Here is a 16,600-nt window from a genome sequence, read left to right on the forward strand (position 1 = left end):
ATGGAATAATTCTAATTGTTATTTTGTTTTTCCATCAGATTTTTTATGCGATAAGTTAATGTATATGACAAAATAAATGCCTGTTTTGTACTTCTTTTCTAGCAGTTTTTAAAATTAATAAGGGTAAACCTACTACTAAATAAATCTATCAATAGTAGGCTTACCGATAACTGCCACAGCAAAAATAAAGTTAACTACCAATATGAAACAGTTGTTTATAACTATCAAGAGCCAAAATGCTACGCTGTGTCGATAATATGTATCAAGCTTTGTTTATATAACCAGCTGTTATCGATCTTTAGCCAAAAGGGGGCAAGCAGCTCTCGGCATAAGATAAGGTGTCATTACGTCCGACAATGATATGGTCAACCAATGACAAATCTATTAAGTCACAAGCCTTTTTTAGCTCGTAGGTTAATAAGTTGTCGGCCGTTGAAGGGGTCGCATTGGTATGCGGGTGGTTATGAGCGACGATAAGCTGACTGGCAGCGTGGCTTAACGCATGACGCAAAACGTGTTTGATACAGACCGAGCAAGAAGAGATACCGCCGATAAACAGTATCTCAAAATTGATTAAGTTTAACGCATTATCCAGACACAGCACAGCAAAGACCTCACGGTGCTCACCGCGCAGCTGGGTGCTGATATAGTCTTTGACCATTTGCGAGCGTCCAAGGGCGTGACCTGTCTTAAGCTGACTGTCCAAATAGCGCGTGCCCATCTCAAGCGATGCCAGTATCTGGGCGTATTTTGCAGGACCAATACCGTGACAAGCAAGTACCGTCTCTTGCGGCGCGGCCAACAGCTCAGCTAAGCTACCAAACTGGTCTATTAAATGGCGGGCAAGCTCAATGGCCGATTGCGACTGGGTGCCTGTGCGCAAAAATATCGCTAATATCTCAGCATCAGATAAATGAGCCGCACCAAATTTCAGCAGTTTTTCACGCGGTCTATCATCTTCATGCCAATCTTTAATTGCCATTGTCACTCCTTCATAATGGGGATAGGTGTCAGATAACGGAGATAAATCTACAAAACTTCCCCTAACTTATCGCATAATTGTTACTATAAGCGCAATTTTTATCTTTCATTTTTTTATTGATGCCATGCTTATGTCAAATATTGTGCTTGCTATCACCGGCGGTATCGCCGCTTATAAATCTGCTATGTTTGCCCGTCTACTTATCAAGGCGGGCTTTGATGTGCGCGTCATTATGACCACAGGCGCACAAGCGTTTATCACGCCTCTTACCTTGCAAGCTTTGACGGGCAATGAGGTACATATCTCATTACTTGATGAGCAAGCAGAAGCGGGGATGGGTCATATCGAGCTTGCTAAATGGGCCGATTTAATTGTCATTGCACCTGCCTCAGCCAATACTTTGGCACGGCTTGCGATGGGTATGGCAGATGATTTATTGACCACTGTCTGCCTTGCAACGACAGCGCCGGTCATTATTGCGCCAGCGATGAACCAGCAAATGTGGGCGCATCCAGCAGTGAATCTAAATGTGCAGACTCTGCGCGATATGAATTATCAAATTATCCAACCAGCCAGCGGCGAGCAGGCGTGCGGTGATGTCGGAGCAGGGCGCTTGCCTGAGCCTGAAGAGTTATTAGCCGAAGTGCTACTGTTTAATGCCATGCAAACCACGCCGCAGTTATTGGCAGGTAAACGCGTGGTGATTACTGCAGGTCCGACGGTAGAAGCCATCGATCCGGTGCGTTATTTGTCCAATCATTCTTCAGGGAAAATGGGCTTTGCCTTAGCCCGTGCTTGTGTGGCCGCTGGTGCAGAGGTTATTTTGATTACTGGTGGCAAAGTTGCGCTGCCAACACCGCTCAATGTCACGCGCATTGACGTCCTGTCAGCTAAAAACATGCTTGTAGCAGCGCAGCAATGTGTCGATGGTACGCATATTGCGCTACAGTATCTGCCTGAAGAAGATCACGATCATTCTCATGAACACAGCCACGACCATGCTCATCAGCATGGCGATTGTGATTGCGGTGAAGCGCATCAACATGAACATGCTGAGATTATCACCAATGACAGCGTAAAAGTTGCTGATATCTTTATCGCCACTGCGGCGGTCGCTGATTATCGTACTGAAGAAGCGGCACCGCAAAAAATCAAAAAAACCCAAGATGCCATGACGCTAAGCTTGGTTAAAAACCCTGATATCCTAGCGACGATTTCGCTTGCCCATCCTGAGCTGTTTGTCGTTGGTTTTGCAGCAGAAACGCAAGATGTCGAGCACTATGCGCGTGGCAAGCTAGTATCTAAAGATTTAGATTTAATCGCTTGTAATGACGTCTCACGCGCAGATATTGGTTTTGCCAGTGATGATAATGCTATGCAAGTATTTTTCTCAGAGCGTTATGAGCACGATAGCGTAGTACTTGAGAAAGCGAGCAAAGATGAGATAGCCAAGCAGTTGGCTACTATTATTGGCGAAACAATTTGGCAACGTCATCAATCATAACCAATCATAAGAAACCGCCTCGTTATGCTGTTTCTACTGTCGTCGATATCTGTCGTCGATATCGCTATTAGGTCGTAAGTTTCTATGACGAATATGATGGATAACGATAGCACCCAGACGTTATTACTGATAGCAATCTTTGCGCTGGCATCATTGCTGCATGGTATTAGCGGACTGGGTGTGACGTTAGTAACCACCACCGCGCTTGCCAGTATCTATCCGTTACCCCATGCTATCGTTCTAGTGATTTTTCCCTCATTATTACTTAATGCCATGACTTGGCTAGCGGGTGGCGGGCGTACTATTTGGCAAAATTTCATTTATTACGGTAGGCGCTATTGGCTATTAGCACTCACCAGCCTGCTCGGTAGTATGCTTGGTGCAAAATTGTTGCTGTGGGTCGATAGCGCTTATATCTTATTGGTATTGGCAGCGGTTATTGGCTTTTATGTCGTCAGTAGCTTGCTCGGTAAGCAAATTCGTCTGCCCAATACCAAGCCTGTGCTGATTATCGTTGGTCTGAGTGCTGGGATTATTGGCGGTGCGACCAATGCCATGTCGACCATATTAATGATGTATTTACTGTCCGCAAGTGACGATAAGCATACCATCGCCAAAGTTGGCAACATGTGCTATTTCTTGGGTAAAATTGCCCAGATTATTGTCTTGCGTGAGCCTATCATGGCGCTCAGTCACGGTGAGTGGCAGCTGATTACTCTACTAAGTGTTCTATCTATCGCCGCGCTGTTAGTTGGTATTCGCTTGCGCCGCTACTTGCCACAAGCACGCTTTCGCCAGCTTATTTTACTGATTCTCATCGTGCTAGGCATTCGCGTGGGTTGGCAGGGGATAACGGCGTTGCTATAAACTTAGCGATTGAATAAATTTACCGATTAAACAAATTTAACAGTATGGTGGCAACGATACTGATGATAATCATTGTGACGACTGGAAAATATATTCTGGTATTACCTGAAGTGTGTTTGATATCTCCTGGCATATTGCCTATCCATGAAAACGCATTTGGAAACAGCAGCCAAATAACGCCGATAATAACCAGAAAAATGCCTATACCTATTAATATTTTTGCCATCTAGACTCTCGCTAATCTCTCTGGTTCTCTTACGTTATTTTGTCGCGCCTTTTTCTTAGTTGCACATTACTCAATCAATTCTGCAAAAAACAGCTGTTGTGCCAAACGAAATGTATTGCAGTGCGCTTCGACCACATCTTCGATATCTTCTGAATAGCCGCCTCCCATGACGATAGCCACGGGAATATTGGCCGCTTTAGCTTGTTGTAGGACAAACTCATCACGCGCCTTACAACCTTCTATCGTCAGACTAAGTTTGCCCAATTTATCGGTTGCTAATACATCGACCGCAGATTGGTAAAATATCATATCCGGCGCAAATTCATTGATTAAGCGCGGCAGCGTATCCTCTAATATCTGTAAGTATTCTGCATCACCCGTATCATTATCGAGCTCGATATCTAAGTCTGATACTTGTTTACGAAACGGGTAGTTTTTCGCGCCATGCATACTAAAGACAAAAACGCGTAGCTCATCCGCCATGATACTGGCATTGCCGTTACCTTGATGAACGTCCAAATCAACTATTAAAATTCGTTGCGCCTGTCCGCGATTTAATAATAAATTGCTGGCAATACACACATCATTAAAAACACAAAATCCCTCACCATGATTGGCAAAGGCATGATGGGTGCCACCAGCCACATTCATCGCCACGCCATATTGCTGGGCATATAACGCACATTCATAAGTGGCATGGGCAATATAACGACCACGCTCTACCAATTCTGGCGTCATCTCAAAGCCAATGGCGCGCGCTTCTTTGCGTGGTAAGGTCTGGGTCTTAAGCTGCTGCCAATAGTCCGCTGTATGGGTGGTTAAAATTTCCTCTTCTGTCAGACGCTTTGGAGCAAAAAAATTCTCATTATTGATGGTTCCCTCAGCCAATAAGCGCTCAGGAATCATGGTGTATTTTTGCATGGGAAAGCGGTGCTTTTCAGGTACGGAATAACGAAAAATGTCAGAGTAAGCAATTTTTAGCATAATATTAAATGGTTTCTATTTGAGAGAGTTTTTAAGACTAAAGGGTTTTCATGGCTTTGAAAGTAAGGTTTTGAAAATGGGCTTTTGAGAATAAGATACTAATGAGAAGTTATAAAAGCACAGATATCCAGTTTGATTATTGAACAAATTGGGTTGGTAAGAAAAAAGTTCGCGCATCCTCTTGTTGATGTAGTGTCATCAGTAAGTCTTGCAATTCTGTAGCAGGATTTTGATTGTTGACCAAGTCGCTAAATATCTCATAAGTAACCGTGGTCATCGCGATGACACTTTGTAGTAAATGCTCAATGGTTTTTTCATCCATGCCGACCGCTTCGATATCGATGGCATTTTTGTAGCGTATCTCGCCATCATTGATATCCATCTCAAGATTGCCAATCAGCATGTCGTAATTGATTTGGGTAATCAGTAACATGGCGGCGCTTTGATGACTTTCGGGGATCAAAAACGGCAAAATACCGTAGACCGCCAGCAAGTTGTTTTTTTCTTGCACACGAAAAAGATAGCCGCAATCGAGCTTTTTATTACGCATCCTCAAAGACAAATGGTGTGATTGCTGGCTGTCAATATTTTTATTGCCACTGGTTCTAGGTCGATAATGGTTATAGTGCCATTGTTGCTCGTCAAAATACTGCTTAAGATAATTGACAATCGGGGTGTCATCATCACTATTTTGCTTTGTCATACCTTCGATATCATTATCAAAATAAGCGTCAGTATCAGTATCAGTATCAGTATCAGTATCAGTATCAGTGCTGCTATCTAACCTACTATCAATGTTGCTACTAAGGCTGTTATAAATGACGTCATCGGAACGGTCATCAAAGCTGTGGTTTATGTTGTGATTTGAATTACGGTTTAAGTCAGGGTTAGAGCCGCTGACATCCGTATTATCATTGTCATTATGATCATTGTCATTATTATCACTGTCTTTAGGACGAGTTTGAATACTATCTTTCTCATTTTTTGAAGGATGAGAGTTATTATTATCCTGTTCTGTTATGTCTAAATCTGAACCCAAATCTAAGTCTAAGTCTTTAGCCGCCTTGATATCATCAATAATAGCCTGCACAGCCGATATGTTAAGCAGCTGTTTAATTCTTTGCCATAAGCTTAGTTTAGGAGATTGGCTCATAGGATAGTAGGCTAACTAATAAAAGGTGAAATTTAAAAACTAAATCATAAACCGTACGCTACAACAGCAGATTAATCGCTGCCAAATACCAATCCTGCTTTGATACTAGGCTGGGCGTAAAACGCCTGCAGCATATCTGTTATATGCGCCGTAACCCATGAGCTTTCAAGGGCGTCAGTGACGACAGGGAGCAGGGCAGTACTCAATTGCGTTATTGCCTGCTCATCGATATGTAGGCTTGCCGCGATATTGGCCATGCTATCGGCTTGATGGTTGGTATACCAAGTATCGACGCCCGCTGCCACAAGGCTGTGCAAATAAGGCGATAGGCGCAAACGGTTATAGCTTTGTTGGATGCTGTTTTCAATATGCTCAATACTGCTATCGTTAGGCTCATCACGTAAATAAGTTTGGATTTCGCTAATCGGCTTTTCTTTGATGCGCCCCCAACCCGTCACCAATAAACGCGCAACCTCTTCATTGGATAAATGCGCTTGGGCATTGGCTTCTGCTTTATGCGCTAAATCTTTAATATTGCGATGCAGGTACGTCTGCAATTTTTCATCAAGATTGCGATTGGTTGCTTTTTCAAACGAGCTACGTCCAAACTTCATAAGTTTACCGGCAGCACCGGCTTTATCTAGCGTGGATTCCATAAAATCATTGATAGCGTGATACAGCGTTTGCGTTAATAAGTCTGCAAAGGTTTCATTACCGACCAGTGTATGCACCAAGATATTACGCTGCTCTTCATGACTACCGACGTAGCTGGCTAGAATCTCAACTTGTGTGTCATCGACCAATTCTGATAAAGGCACATTATCATTAACGGGATGATAAATAATAGTATGCAAAATATCACGAATATCGCGACGTACCACCTCGCTGAGCGGCTGTTTAAGAAGCCAGTCATTAATAAGATGCTGCAAATCATCGTTACTGATATATTTACTCAGTGGCTGCTCGCCAAACCACTGCCAAGCTTGCATTGATAGCGGCTGCGCTTGTGTACATAGCCATTGCTGCATAAAGGCAACTTGTGCCTCGATTAAGCTGTCTAGGGTTAGCATCGGCGTGTCTGATTTTTGCGCTGGGTTTTGAATATCTTTTGAAGTCTGCATAGGTTTTGAGGTCATAGTAATCGACAATTTGTTATACTGTGTGGTTGTGGTAAGCATAAAGTATTATGCCATGAACCTCATCTGTGTTTGTGATGAATATTGCCTGCTGCTTAATAAATAATGAGAGGTTTGGATGACGGCTCTGAATACAGCCTTACTTGCGCTTGATGAGCTGACGGTTCAGCGCGGTGAGATCCCTTTATGTGAAGGCGTGACGCTCAATCTTGCTGCGGGCAGCATTTGTCATTTGGTCGGTGCTAATGGTACGGGCAAAACGACGCTACTGATGCAATTAGCTGGATTATTGCCCGTGCTGAGCGGTGAGGTTGTTTATCAAGGGATAGCAAGCTTGCCCGTGCAGCCTTTATACGTGTCGCACCAGTTGGGTATTCATCCAAACCTGACCGTCGCCCAAAACCTAACGTTTTTGCTTAATTTATATGGCATTAGCCCAAGTACAGCTGATATCGACGATGCGCTTACGTGGGTAGGATTACAAGGGTTTGAGACCATCAGCTCAAGCCATTTATCTGCTGGGCAAACACGGCGCATTACCCTTGCACGCTTGTATTTATTAACGCCTGAAGTTACTCCTTTATGGTTGCTTGACGAGCCATTTACCGCGCTTGATGTCGATATGGTGGCACGCATGGAAGAGAAGTTGCGCGAATTTGCTACGGCTGGCGGTGCGATATTAATGACCAGTCATCAAGCGGTTGGCGTTGCCAATCAAGTGCTCGATTTGTCCGATTATATGGTGTAAATGCTATCAATATAACTGCCATAAGCATCAACCTAACTGCAACAAGCGTCAATATAAGTGCGACAAGCATTAGTGGAAGAGCCAATAAATGATAGACACAGACAGCGCAGTACCAACCGTGAATACAAGCTCGAATGCTAACACTTCAAATGCTAGTACAGCTGCTGTGCGCGCTATCAGTTTTATGCAGCTTTGGCGCCGCGAATGGCAGGTCAAGCAGCAAGGAGCGGTACAGTGGTTATATCCTCTAGTACTGTTTTTAGTGATTATTACCTTGTTTCCGCTAGCCGTTGGTAGTGAGCCCGCTTTATTGCAGCGCCTTGGGGTGTCCGCAGTTTGGATTGCAGCTCTGTTGTCACTGGTAATGGGCGTTGATGGTTTGTTTAAGCCTGCCCTTGATAATGGTACGCTGGCGCAATTGGTCGTCGCCAATGCGTCGCTGCCATTCTGGGTGCTGATTCGTTTGGTTATCCATTGGATTTTTAGTAGTGGTATCGTGGCGGCATTAAGTTTGCTTGCTGTGCCATTGTTTCAGCTTAGCTGGTTTGAAGCGTGGATATTGATGGCATCTATTATCACTGGTAGTCCGATGCTACTTATGCTGTCAGCGGTCGCCAGTAGCTTGACGTTATCACTAAAAAATGGCGCCGTGTTGGTACCTTTGATTGCTTTACCGATGCAATTACCCGTATTGATCTTTGCAACGGGTGCGGTTGATTTATTTGCCACTGGTCTTAACGGCTTACCTATTTTAGCTTTATTATTGGCGGGTAGTATTATTTCAGTACTGGTGATGCCATGGGTGATTGCAATGACGTTAAAAATGGCGTGGCTTAATTAAAAGCCCATGCTGGCATGTCATTCTTTTTCTTATTAAAACCCTTTATATTAACAGCATGGTGAAAACTGGCAACTTTGCTATAATAGGCTATTAAACAAACAGTCACGTGTAGATTCTATCCAGCGTTCAACGCCAGCAAGTTAGCGGGTAGTCGTATGAATCATGCGTTTTACTCGATAATCACTAGCTGCGTAATAGGTTTATTCCCATGCCCAACCTGAATAATGTCTCATCTCCTAGCCTGTGGCAACGCATCTGGCAAGTTTTCTTGACCACGGTGGGTACTAAGGAGTTCTTTCGCATCTTTGCGCCTTGGGTTAAGTGGCTGGCGATACTAGCCGGTCTCTGCCTGCTCATCGGTAGCGTTTGGGGCTTGGCATTTGCGCCGCCTGATTATCTGCAAGGCAATAGCTATCGCATAATCTTTATCCATGTACCAGCCGCCAGTTTGGCTATCTCCATTTATTTTGCTTTAGCCGTACTGGGTGTCATTTATCTGGTATGGAAAATTAAGACCGCGAGCCTTGTGGCGCAGGCGTTAGCGCCGATGGGGTTTTTGCTTTGTGTGATTAGCTTGCTGACCGGTTCTATTTGGGCAAAACCGACGTGGGGTACGTATTGGGTTTGGGATGCACGCTTGACATCTATGCTCATTTTGGCGTTTTTATATGCGGGGGTAATGGCATTGTTTGCTGCCTTTGAACATACCGCCAATCGCGGTAAAGCGGCGGCTATTTTGTCTATCGTTGGCGCTGTCAACTTACCCATTATCAAGTACTCAGTACAGTGGTGGAATACCTTGCACCAAGGCTCGACCTTTACGCTGACTGCGGCACCAAAAATGTCGGCGGATATGTGGCTGCCATTATTACTGATGATTATTGGCAGTTATTTATTGGTTGCAACGTTGGCCATTTATCGCACCAATACCCTGATTTTATATCGTGATCAAGGTAAAGCGTGGGTAAAAGAATACGTTCGTGGCCAAAATAAATAGCCCATAAAATATAATCATGAACAAACCAAATAACGGCTAGGGAAATATGATGCAGCCTTACTTTTATAGCGTCTCTGAGTTTATCGCCATGGGTGAGCATGGGGTGTTTGTCTGGTCATGCTGGGCAATTACGGTCGGCATGATGCTAATTTTTATTATTTATAGCCGTCGTCAACGGCAAGCGCTTATCAAGCAGCTAACGATTCAGCAAGCGCGTCAAGCACAGCGCGCTGCTAAGACTCCTAATCCTGCGACCAAACAATCCTCTTAACAATACTCCTTAAACAGTCCTTTTTAATATCAAATTTTTAGCTTATAAAATTATTATTATCCAATGGTAAATATATGATCTCATCAGTTGCGAGGGGGCTTATTGATTTGGGCAAAAAATGCTACCATATAGGTATTAGAAAAGTACGGTTAGACGCGCTTGTTATCAAGTCAGTCTAATAGGAATTTCTTTAATATTTTCTGTTTTGCAGACGAGCAGTTTGTAAAACAGCGACTCATCAATGAGGTAGTGGTATGAACGCAGTTCGTCGCAAAAAACTGATGTGGGTTATGTTTACGCTTGCAGGGGCGGCGATTGCCGTGGTGTTGGTGATTTATGCCATTGGGCAACAGACCGATTACTACTTTGACGCCACCGCCATTGCGCAAGGTGAGGCGCCGCAAGATAAGCGTATCCGTGCTGGCGGTATGGTAGTTGCTGGTAGTGTCCAACGTGCGCCAGACGACCCGTTAAGCATTGAATTTGCTATCACCGACTTTAAGTCGACCGTGCCCGTGACCTATCAAGGTATCTTGCCAGATTTGTTCGCTGAAAACTCAGGCGTGGTTGCAACCGGTAAAATGCAAGGTGATACCTTTGTCGCAGGCGAAGTATTGGCCAAGCATGATGAAAATTATATGCCGCCAGAAGTTGCCAAATCGATGAAAGAGAACAATCGTAATGGCGCAGTCCCTTCTTCTGAGCAATATAATCCTGCTGAAAAAGTGCATGAGACCAAGACTTTACAGCAGTAATTGCGCTGACAATAATAATTATCAATAATTATCAATAGTTATCGTAAAAGCGTTAAATATAAAAAAGCCAGTGACCTTTATCACTGGCTTTTTTTGTTGCTAGTATTCAAATAAATATTATTTATTAATCATCCCATTCCGGTGAATAATCCGGATGCTTAATTTTACGACCATCGCTACGCGCTAAGCTGCCAATTTTCTCAAGTTCATCTGCATTGAGCGTTACCTTGACAGCATCTAAGTTGCCTTGTAAGTGCTCAGGATTGGACGTTTTTGGAATCGCAATACGCTGCTTATCGGATAAAATCCACGCCAGCGATACTTGCGCTGGAGTGATACCGTGTCTATCAGCGATTTCCTTAATCACTTCATTATCAAACACATCTCCGCGGGCAAGCGGCGAATATGCTTCTAATAAAATATGGTGATTATTTAAAAAGGTCTGCAACGTTTTTTGCTTAATAAAGGGGTGAAACTCCACCTGATTGACCGCAATAGGCACATCAGCATAGCGCTTGGCTTCGATGATATTGGCGATATTAAAGTTAGACACCCCGATATTACGGGTTAAACCTTGTTTTTGTAATTCGCAAAGTGCCGGAATAGTTTCAGATAAAGGCACGCGATCATCAGGCCAATGTAGCAGCAGCAAATCAACGTAATCGGTATCTAAGTTTTCTAACGAACGCTTGGCCGCAGCAATAAGCTTTTCTGGCTCAAACTTCATGTCATCAGGAAATATTTTCGTCGTTAAAAAGAACTTATCGCGAGCTACGCCTGATTGCTTAATGCCTTGTCCCACCTCTTTTTCATTATCATAAGCTTGGGCGGTATCAATGTGCTCGTAGCCCATTTTTAGGCCTTGGCTGACGACATCGATACAGTCTTGTCCCGTTGATTGCCACGTACCCAGTCCGAGTACCGGAATGTTCGCTTGTCCAGCGGTGCGAATATTATAAGTTTTAGCACGCATATTATTGTCCTTTTTGTTTTTTTTTGATTTATTAATAGCTCTTATATTATTAATAGAGAGTTCAATCAAAAATATAATGTTCTCAATCTCTATTAAGTCGCAGTCTCTATTAAGCTAAACCACTATAGAAAAAAGTAGCGGTAAGTGAAAGGGCGGGTGACGCTTTCCTACAAACGACAAACAGGCTGTAACGTCATTTTATAACTCCTAAGGTTATTAATAATTTGTTTACAGGAGCTATTTAAGATAGAAAAATACTGAAATTAAAAAACCTTACTATGGTAAGGGGTATACATAAAATGGACGTAATGCTAGAGTATAACCAAACAAATGACAAATTTATTTATCCACAAAAAATTATATATAGAGAGGTATATAGGTTTTTATTGATACAGCTATCAATAAAGTAATGGTTAACAAGGTAGCGATTAACAAAATAACGATGAACAAAGCCAAGTTCCACAATCTTCTAGCAACTTCATTCAATTAGGAGAGGATGTGTCCAATTTTTCAAAGGCAAGTACTGTACAAGACAGTCATTTAAAAAATGGTGCAGACAGTCAGCATCAAAACCCTATTTCGTGGTTTATTTTTGGTTTGATGGCAAGCGTGACCTTTATTGGTATTCTCTCAGAGCTGATGCCGTCGGGTATCTTGCCGCAAATGACCGCCGGCTTAGGTATTGAGCAGACTCAGGTAGGGTTTTTGGTCGGTATATACGCGCTGGCATCAGCGATTTTCGCTATTCCGCTTATTAGTATGACGTTGTGGGTCAATCGAAAAATTCTTTTGCTGGTCTTATTGGCGGGCTTTGCCATTTCTAATATCGTCGTCGGTCTTACCTCATCTTATGCGCTTATCGTCATCATGCGTATCATTGGCGGTATTTGTGCAGGGATTATGTGGCCGATGATTGCCGCCTATGGGACGGCATTGGTGCCAGAAAACCTGCATGGCAAGGCTATCACTATTATTATGGCGGGCAATACCTTTGGTGTCAGTCTGGGTCTACCGATTATGACCTATATTGGCACTCAAGTTGGCTGGCGTACCTCATTTATCGTACTGGGTGTATTGGGTGCGGTGATTGCACTGCTGGCTATGAAGTTTTTGCCATCGGTGCAAGGTGAAAAACTGACCCAAAGTAACTCGCCAATAGCGGTGCTCAAAATACCTGGCGTCTGGATTGTTTTAGCACTGACTTTTTTAGCAGTCGTCGCCCATTACAGCACCTACACCTATATCACGCTATTGGTCGAAACCATTAAGTTCGTTGGCGGTATCAGCTTAGCGCTATTTATCTTTGGGATAGGTTCGGTCATCTCTGTCATCTTATCGGCCAAGATTATTGATACCCATTTACGGGGTTTAATCGTTGGGATGTTAGTTTGTGGCGTGGTTGCCATGCTGTTGTTTGTCTTCTTTAGAGGGACAAATGGTTTTGCACATTTTGCTTTTTTACTTTGGGGACTGGCATTCGGACCTCTGGTAACTATGTTTCAAACGGCTGTTAGCCATCAGGTGACGGAAGCAAAAGCTGTCGCGACCTCGGTACAATCGAGCGTATTTAATTTCTCAATTATGATTGCCACATGGCTTGCCGGTTTGATTTTGGTGCATATGCCAGAAACCGGTGTCTTGGGTATCATTTATCTGTCTATTCTATGTTTCGTACCTGCCATTATTATTACGGTAATCTCTAAGAAAACCTTGGCGGCGCCTGTTGTCTAATAATCTAATAACAATTAATAACTAGGTTTTGATAAGCAATTTTAAATAACGCATTTTTAATAACTAACTTTTAATAATAATAGGAGTTTGTCATGATTAAATTTACCAATGCCACTATCTATCGCAATAGCGATGCTAATGAAATTCTCGTCAAAGACGGTATCATTCAGCAAATAGGTAAGGGTTTACCGGCTGCTACAGAAGAGATTGACCTGAAAGGTCGGTTGGTTGTGCCACCTTATGTAGACTCGCATCTGCATTTAGATTATGTCTATACCGGCGGCGGTGATGAGGCAAAAAATACTTCAGGTACGCTATTTGAAGGGATTGCGCGCTGGCATGATGTCAAAAAAACGCAATCTTTTGAAGATGCCAAAGCGCGGATGCTAAGAGGCATTCAGGAAGAGGTTTCTAAAGGCGTACAGTACATTCGTACCCATATCGACGTTTGCGACCCTGATTTAACAGGGCTCAAAGCGATGCTCGAGCTGCGCGAAGAGTTAAAAGACAACGTTACCATTCAGATTGTGGCGTTCCCGCAAGAAGGCATGTACGCCTATAAAGGCGCTGTCGAGTTGATGGAGGAAGCGTTAAAAATGGGCGCGGACTGTGTTGGCGGTATTCCGCATTTTGAATGGGCGTATGAATTCGGTCAAGATTCTGTGCGTAAGACGGTGGAGCTTGCGCTTAAATATGACAAGCTCATCGACGTCCACTGTGACGAAACTGATGACCCGATGAGCCGTCACGTGCAACTATTAAATGCTTTGGTTATGATTGAAGGTATCGGCGCGCGCTCGACGGCGAGTCATACTTGCTCATTTGGCTCAGCAGATGATGCTTATGCATTTCGGATGATGGGGCTATTTGAGCAGTCAGGCATGAACTTTATCGCATTACCAACCGAAAATGCTTACTTGCAAGGTCGTCAGGACACTTATCCAAAACGCCGTGGTTTGACGCGGGTCAAAGAGTTTTGGGAAAATGGTATTAACGTCAGCTTTGGTCAAGACTCTATTAACGATCCGTGGTATCCAACTGGTAACGGCAATATGATGAATATCTTGGATAACGGTATTCATTTGGCGCAAACTATGTCGCTGCCGCAGCTTGACGTCTGTCTCGACTTTATTACCATAAATGGCGCAAAGACCTTAAATATCGAAGATGAATACGGTTTGGATGTTGGTAAGCCCGCTAACTTTTTGGTATTGGACGCCGATAGTCCGTTTGAGGCGGTCCGTCAACGCGCTGACGTGCTTGCTTCTGTTCGTCATGGTAAATATTTATTTAAAAAGTCTGAACCAAGCTATGATATCGAATTGGATGTTTTTAGAAAAACCAAGTAGTCTTATTTACCAAAAATAGAGAAAGAATAAATAGCAACCAGCTAAAATATTAACGAAAAAGCCCATTAATTAATAATGGGCTTTTTCTATTTAATTTTTAAGATACTTTATTGGCATAAACTATCTTAAATCATGAGGCAAGCAATTACTGAGCAGCAGCTTCTGTAACTGGAGCAGTAGCTGTTGTAGAAGCAGTCGCAGGGGCAGCAGTGGTATCAGTACCCCAGATTTTTGGGTATTTGTAACCTGGGAAGCTATCATGCGCATACTTTTTAAAGGCTTCTGAGTTATAAGCGTTGGTCACGTCTTTTACCCATTTTTTGTCTTTATCAGCAGTTTTGATCGCTGACCAGTTGACATAAGCAAAGCTTGGCTCTTGGAATAGCGCTTCAGTCAGCTTGATACCGGCATCAGTTGCATAGTTACCATTGATGATAGCAAAGTCAACTTCATCACGCGCACGTGGTAGCTGGGCAGCTTCTAGCTCAACGATTTTGATGTCGTATTTGCTGTTATCAGCGATATCGGTTTTTGAGGCGGTCAATGGGTCGATATTGTCTTTTAACGTAATCCAACCTAGCTCATTCATCATCACTAACGCACGGGCAAAGTTACTTGGGTCATTAGGCGCAGAAACGCTCATGCCTTTGTAGACCTCATCGATTTTAGTCTTTTTGCCTGAATAGATGCCAAGTGGGGCTGTTGGTACTTGGAAGGCTTCAACCAAATCAAGGTTATTTTCTTTTTTGAAGGTATCAAGATAAGGCTTATGCTGGAAGATGTTGATGTCTAAATCACCATCAGCCAAGGCGATGTTTGGACGTACATAATCGGTAAATGTGACGAGCTCAACTTCATAACCTTGTGCTTCTAACGAGCCTTTTACTTGGTTACGTACCATATCGGCAAAGTCACCTTCGGTCGTACCGATGACAATTTTGCTATGCTCAGGATCGATATCGCTGGTCGCGGCTGTTTCTGTGGTCGTTGTTTCCGTTGCGCCTTCAGTGACTGGCTCTTTGTTGGCTTCTGGCGCTGATGAGTTGTTGCAACCGACCAATACAAGACCTGATACGCCAACCGCAGCGAATGCTGTGGCTACTTGACGGCTGATATCTGTTAATTTCATGAAACTTCCTTAATAAGGGATGGGAATAGGGGATTGAGTATCAACATTTAAAACCCGCCTTAAAAAAGCAACATTGTGAATAGTAATGCTGCTAAGTTAACGGTTGTTAAGATAGTATCAAAATTAAAGGGAATCAGTTACAAAGTCAAGCATTTGCTTAGGATGAATCGGCATTAAAGCTTGAGCATTATTCATATCAAACGTTTAATATGCGTACTTTAAGAGCCAATGACTAATACTGTTTATAGTCAATTTATAAGTGAAATTTAGCGCTTATCCAAACGCATGGCTATCCAATTACCTGAGGCCTGAATCCCGATAACCATAATCGACAGCATGACGACAATAAATACCATCACCTCAGTTTGATAGCGATAATAGCCATAACGAATCGCCAAATCACCCAAACCGCCACCGCCAATCATACCGGCAGCTGCCGAAAACGACAGTAAGCTGATACATAAAATGGTGACCGACAATACCAAGCCAGAACGCGCTTCGTTAAGCAGCACTTTGATAATGGTAAAAGGACGGGCGCCCATCGATTCAGTTGCTTCGATAATACCACGTGGCACTTCACGCAGGTTTTGTTCAACCAAGCGCGCAAAGTAAAAGGAACCCGCAATCGCCAATACCAAAGAGGCGGCAATCGGTCCAATACCGGTGCCAACAATGGCTTTAGTAAAAGGGCTCATGGCAATCATCAAAATCACAAATGGGAAGGCGCGCATAAAGTTGGTAATCGCACCCAGCACACCGTATAGCGTCTTGTTTTGCAAAAACTGCCGATCACTAGATAAAAATAAGAAAACCCCAAACAAACCGCCGATCACGATGGCGACCGTCGTTGAGATACCAAGCATAATAAAGGTATCTACAAACGCCTGCCAAATCTCTTTGCGCAGCGCGAGCAGTTTGTCTATCGAGGCGGATAATTCAGCACCAGTTAACATG

General features: G+C 43.4%; 16 protein-coding genes and 2 pseudogenes. 10 read left to right on the forward strand and 8 right to left on the reverse strand.

The features are described from left to right. Window positions 1-298: 298 nt before the first annotated feature. Entirely contained in the window at window positions 299-982 is a 684-nt protein-coding gene (gene radC, locus PG901_RS03195; protein ID WP_271133483.1) for a RadC family protein, read from the reverse strand. Window positions 983-1,112: 130 nt separating this feature from the next. On the opposite strand from radC, the pseudogene coaBC reads away from it, so the two are divergent. The 3 genes and pseudogenes from coaBC to PG901_RS03205 form a co-directional block, all read left to right on the forward strand. Further along, window positions 1,113-1,916 (forward strand): annotated as a pseudogene (gene coaBC, locus PG901_RS13635) (bifunctional phosphopantothenoylcysteine decarboxylase/phosphopantothenate--cysteine ligase CoaBC); the annotation flags it as partial. Window positions 1,917-2,036: 120 nt separating this feature from the next. Further along, window positions 2,037-2,486, forward strand: a pseudogene (locus PG901_RS13640) (phosphopantothenoylcysteine decarboxylase domain-containing protein); the annotation flags it as partial. Window positions 2,487-2,570: 84 nt separating this feature from the next. After that, window positions 2,571-3,353 carry a sulfite exporter TauE/SafE family protein gene (locus PG901_RS03205; RefSeq protein ID WP_201619219.1) on the forward strand — a complete coding sequence of 261 codons (783 nt, stop codon included), beginning with the start codon at window positions 2,571-2,573 and terminating at the stop codon, window positions 3,351-3,353. Between the two features lie 19 nt (window positions 3,354-3,372). Here PG901_RS03205 and PG901_RS03210 read toward each other — a convergent pair whose 3' ends face one another. The 4 genes from PG901_RS03210 to PG901_RS03225 all read right to left on the reverse strand — a co-directional run bounded on the left by PG901_RS03210 (window position 3,373) and on the right by PG901_RS03225 (window position 6,894). Next, window positions 3,373-3,579, reverse strand: a complete 207-nt coding sequence (locus PG901_RS03210) for a DUF2905 domain-containing protein (protein ID WP_201624653.1) — start codon at window positions 3,577-3,579, stop codon at window positions 3,373-3,375. 66 nt (window positions 3,580-3,645) lie between these two features. Further along, entirely contained in the window at window positions 3,646-4,563 is a 918-nt protein-coding gene (locus tag PG901_RS03215; protein WP_271133485.1) for a histone deacetylase family protein, read from the reverse strand. 136 nt (window positions 4,564-4,699) lie between these two features. After that, the gene (locus PG901_RS03220; RefSeq protein WP_271133486.1) at window positions 4,700-5,716 is read right to left on the reverse strand and encodes a YbjN domain-containing protein; all 1,017 of its coding nucleotides are present in this window, start codon (window positions 5,714-5,716) and stop codon (window positions 4,700-4,702) included. Window positions 5,717-5,787: 71 nt separating this feature from the next. Then, the gene (locus tag PG901_RS03225; protein ID WP_271133487.1) at window positions 5,788-6,894 is read right to left on the reverse strand and encodes a hypothetical protein; all 1,107 of its coding nucleotides are present in this window, start codon (window positions 6,892-6,894) and stop codon (window positions 5,788-5,790) included. A gap of 76 nt (window positions 6,895-6,970) precedes the next feature. Here PG901_RS03225 and ccmA point away from each other — a divergent pair, with 76 nt between their 5' ends. The 5 genes from ccmA (at window position 6,971) to ccmE (ending at window position 10,464) form a co-directional block, all read left to right on the forward strand. After that, complete coding sequence (gene ccmA / locus PG901_RS03230; protein WP_271133488.1) at window positions 6,971-7,600, forward strand: heme ABC exporter ATP-binding protein CcmA; 630 nt, start codon at window positions 6,971-6,973, stop codon at window positions 7,598-7,600. A gap of 184 nt (window positions 7,601-7,784) precedes the next feature. Next, window positions 7,785-8,441 carry a heme exporter protein CcmB gene (locus tag PG901_RS03235; protein ID WP_271133637.1) on the forward strand — a complete coding sequence of 219 codons (657 nt, stop codon included), beginning with the start codon at window positions 7,785-7,787 and terminating at the stop codon, window positions 8,439-8,441. A 208-nt stretch (window positions 8,442-8,649) separates the two neighbouring features. After that, entirely contained in the window at window positions 8,650-9,438 is a 789-nt protein-coding gene (gene ccmC, locus PG901_RS03240) for a heme ABC transporter permease CcmC (RefSeq protein WP_201565070.1), read from the forward strand. A 46-nt stretch (window positions 9,439-9,484) separates the two neighbouring features. Continuing rightward, window positions 9,485-9,709, forward strand: coding sequence for a heme exporter protein CcmD (ccmD, locus tag PG901_RS03245; protein ID WP_372830399.1), 225 nt, complete (start codon window positions 9,485-9,487; stop codon window positions 9,707-9,709). Window positions 9,710-9,963: 254 nt separating this feature from the next. After that, window positions 9,964-10,464 carry a cytochrome c maturation protein CcmE gene (ccmE, locus tag PG901_RS03250; protein ID WP_271133489.1) on the forward strand — a complete coding sequence of 167 codons (501 nt, stop codon included), beginning with the start codon at window positions 9,964-9,966 and terminating at the stop codon, window positions 10,462-10,464. Between the two features lie 124 nt (window positions 10,465-10,588). On the opposite strand, the gene PG901_RS03255 is transcribed toward ccmE, so the two are convergent. Further along, window positions 10,589-11,437 (reverse strand): aldo/keto reductase, encoded by an 849-nt coding sequence (locus PG901_RS03255; RefSeq protein WP_271133490.1) that lies wholly within the window; start codon window positions 11,435-11,437, stop codon window positions 10,589-10,591. A 498-nt stretch (window positions 11,438-11,935) separates the two neighbouring features. On the opposite strand from PG901_RS03255, the gene PG901_RS03260 reads away from it, so the two are divergent. Both PG901_RS03260 and PG901_RS03265 read left to right on the forward strand, forming a co-directional pair. After that, window positions 11,936-13,168 carry an MFS transporter gene (locus PG901_RS03260; protein WP_271133491.1) on the forward strand — a complete coding sequence of 411 codons (1,233 nt, stop codon included), beginning with the start codon at window positions 11,936-11,938 and terminating at the stop codon, window positions 13,166-13,168. Between the two features lie 92 nt (window positions 13,169-13,260). Continuing rightward, on the forward strand, window positions 13,261-14,517 hold the full coding sequence (locus PG901_RS03265; RefSeq protein WP_271133492.1) for an amidohydrolase family protein: 1,257 nt from the start codon (window positions 13,261-13,263) through the stop codon (window positions 14,515-14,517). A gap of 145 nt (window positions 14,518-14,662) precedes the next feature. Here PG901_RS03265 and PG901_RS03270 read toward each other — a convergent pair whose 3' ends face one another. Beyond that, window positions 14,663-15,646: a MetQ/NlpA family ABC transporter substrate-binding protein gene (locus PG901_RS03270; protein WP_271133493.1), complete on the reverse strand. Its 984-nt coding sequence runs from the start codon at window positions 15,644-15,646 to the stop codon at window positions 14,663-14,665. Window positions 15,647-15,912: 266 nt separating this feature from the next. Next, window positions 15,913-16,599, reverse strand: a complete 687-nt coding sequence (locus tag PG901_RS03275) for a methionine ABC transporter permease (RefSeq protein WP_149488683.1) — start codon at window positions 16,597-16,599, stop codon at window positions 15,913-15,915. Window position 16,600 lies beyond the last annotated feature (1 nt).

It is taken from the genome of Psychrobacter sp. ANT_H3 (assembly GCF_027919975.1).
GTDB lineage: Bacteria > Pseudomonadota > Gammaproteobacteria > Pseudomonadales > Moraxellaceae > Psychrobacter > Psychrobacter maritimus.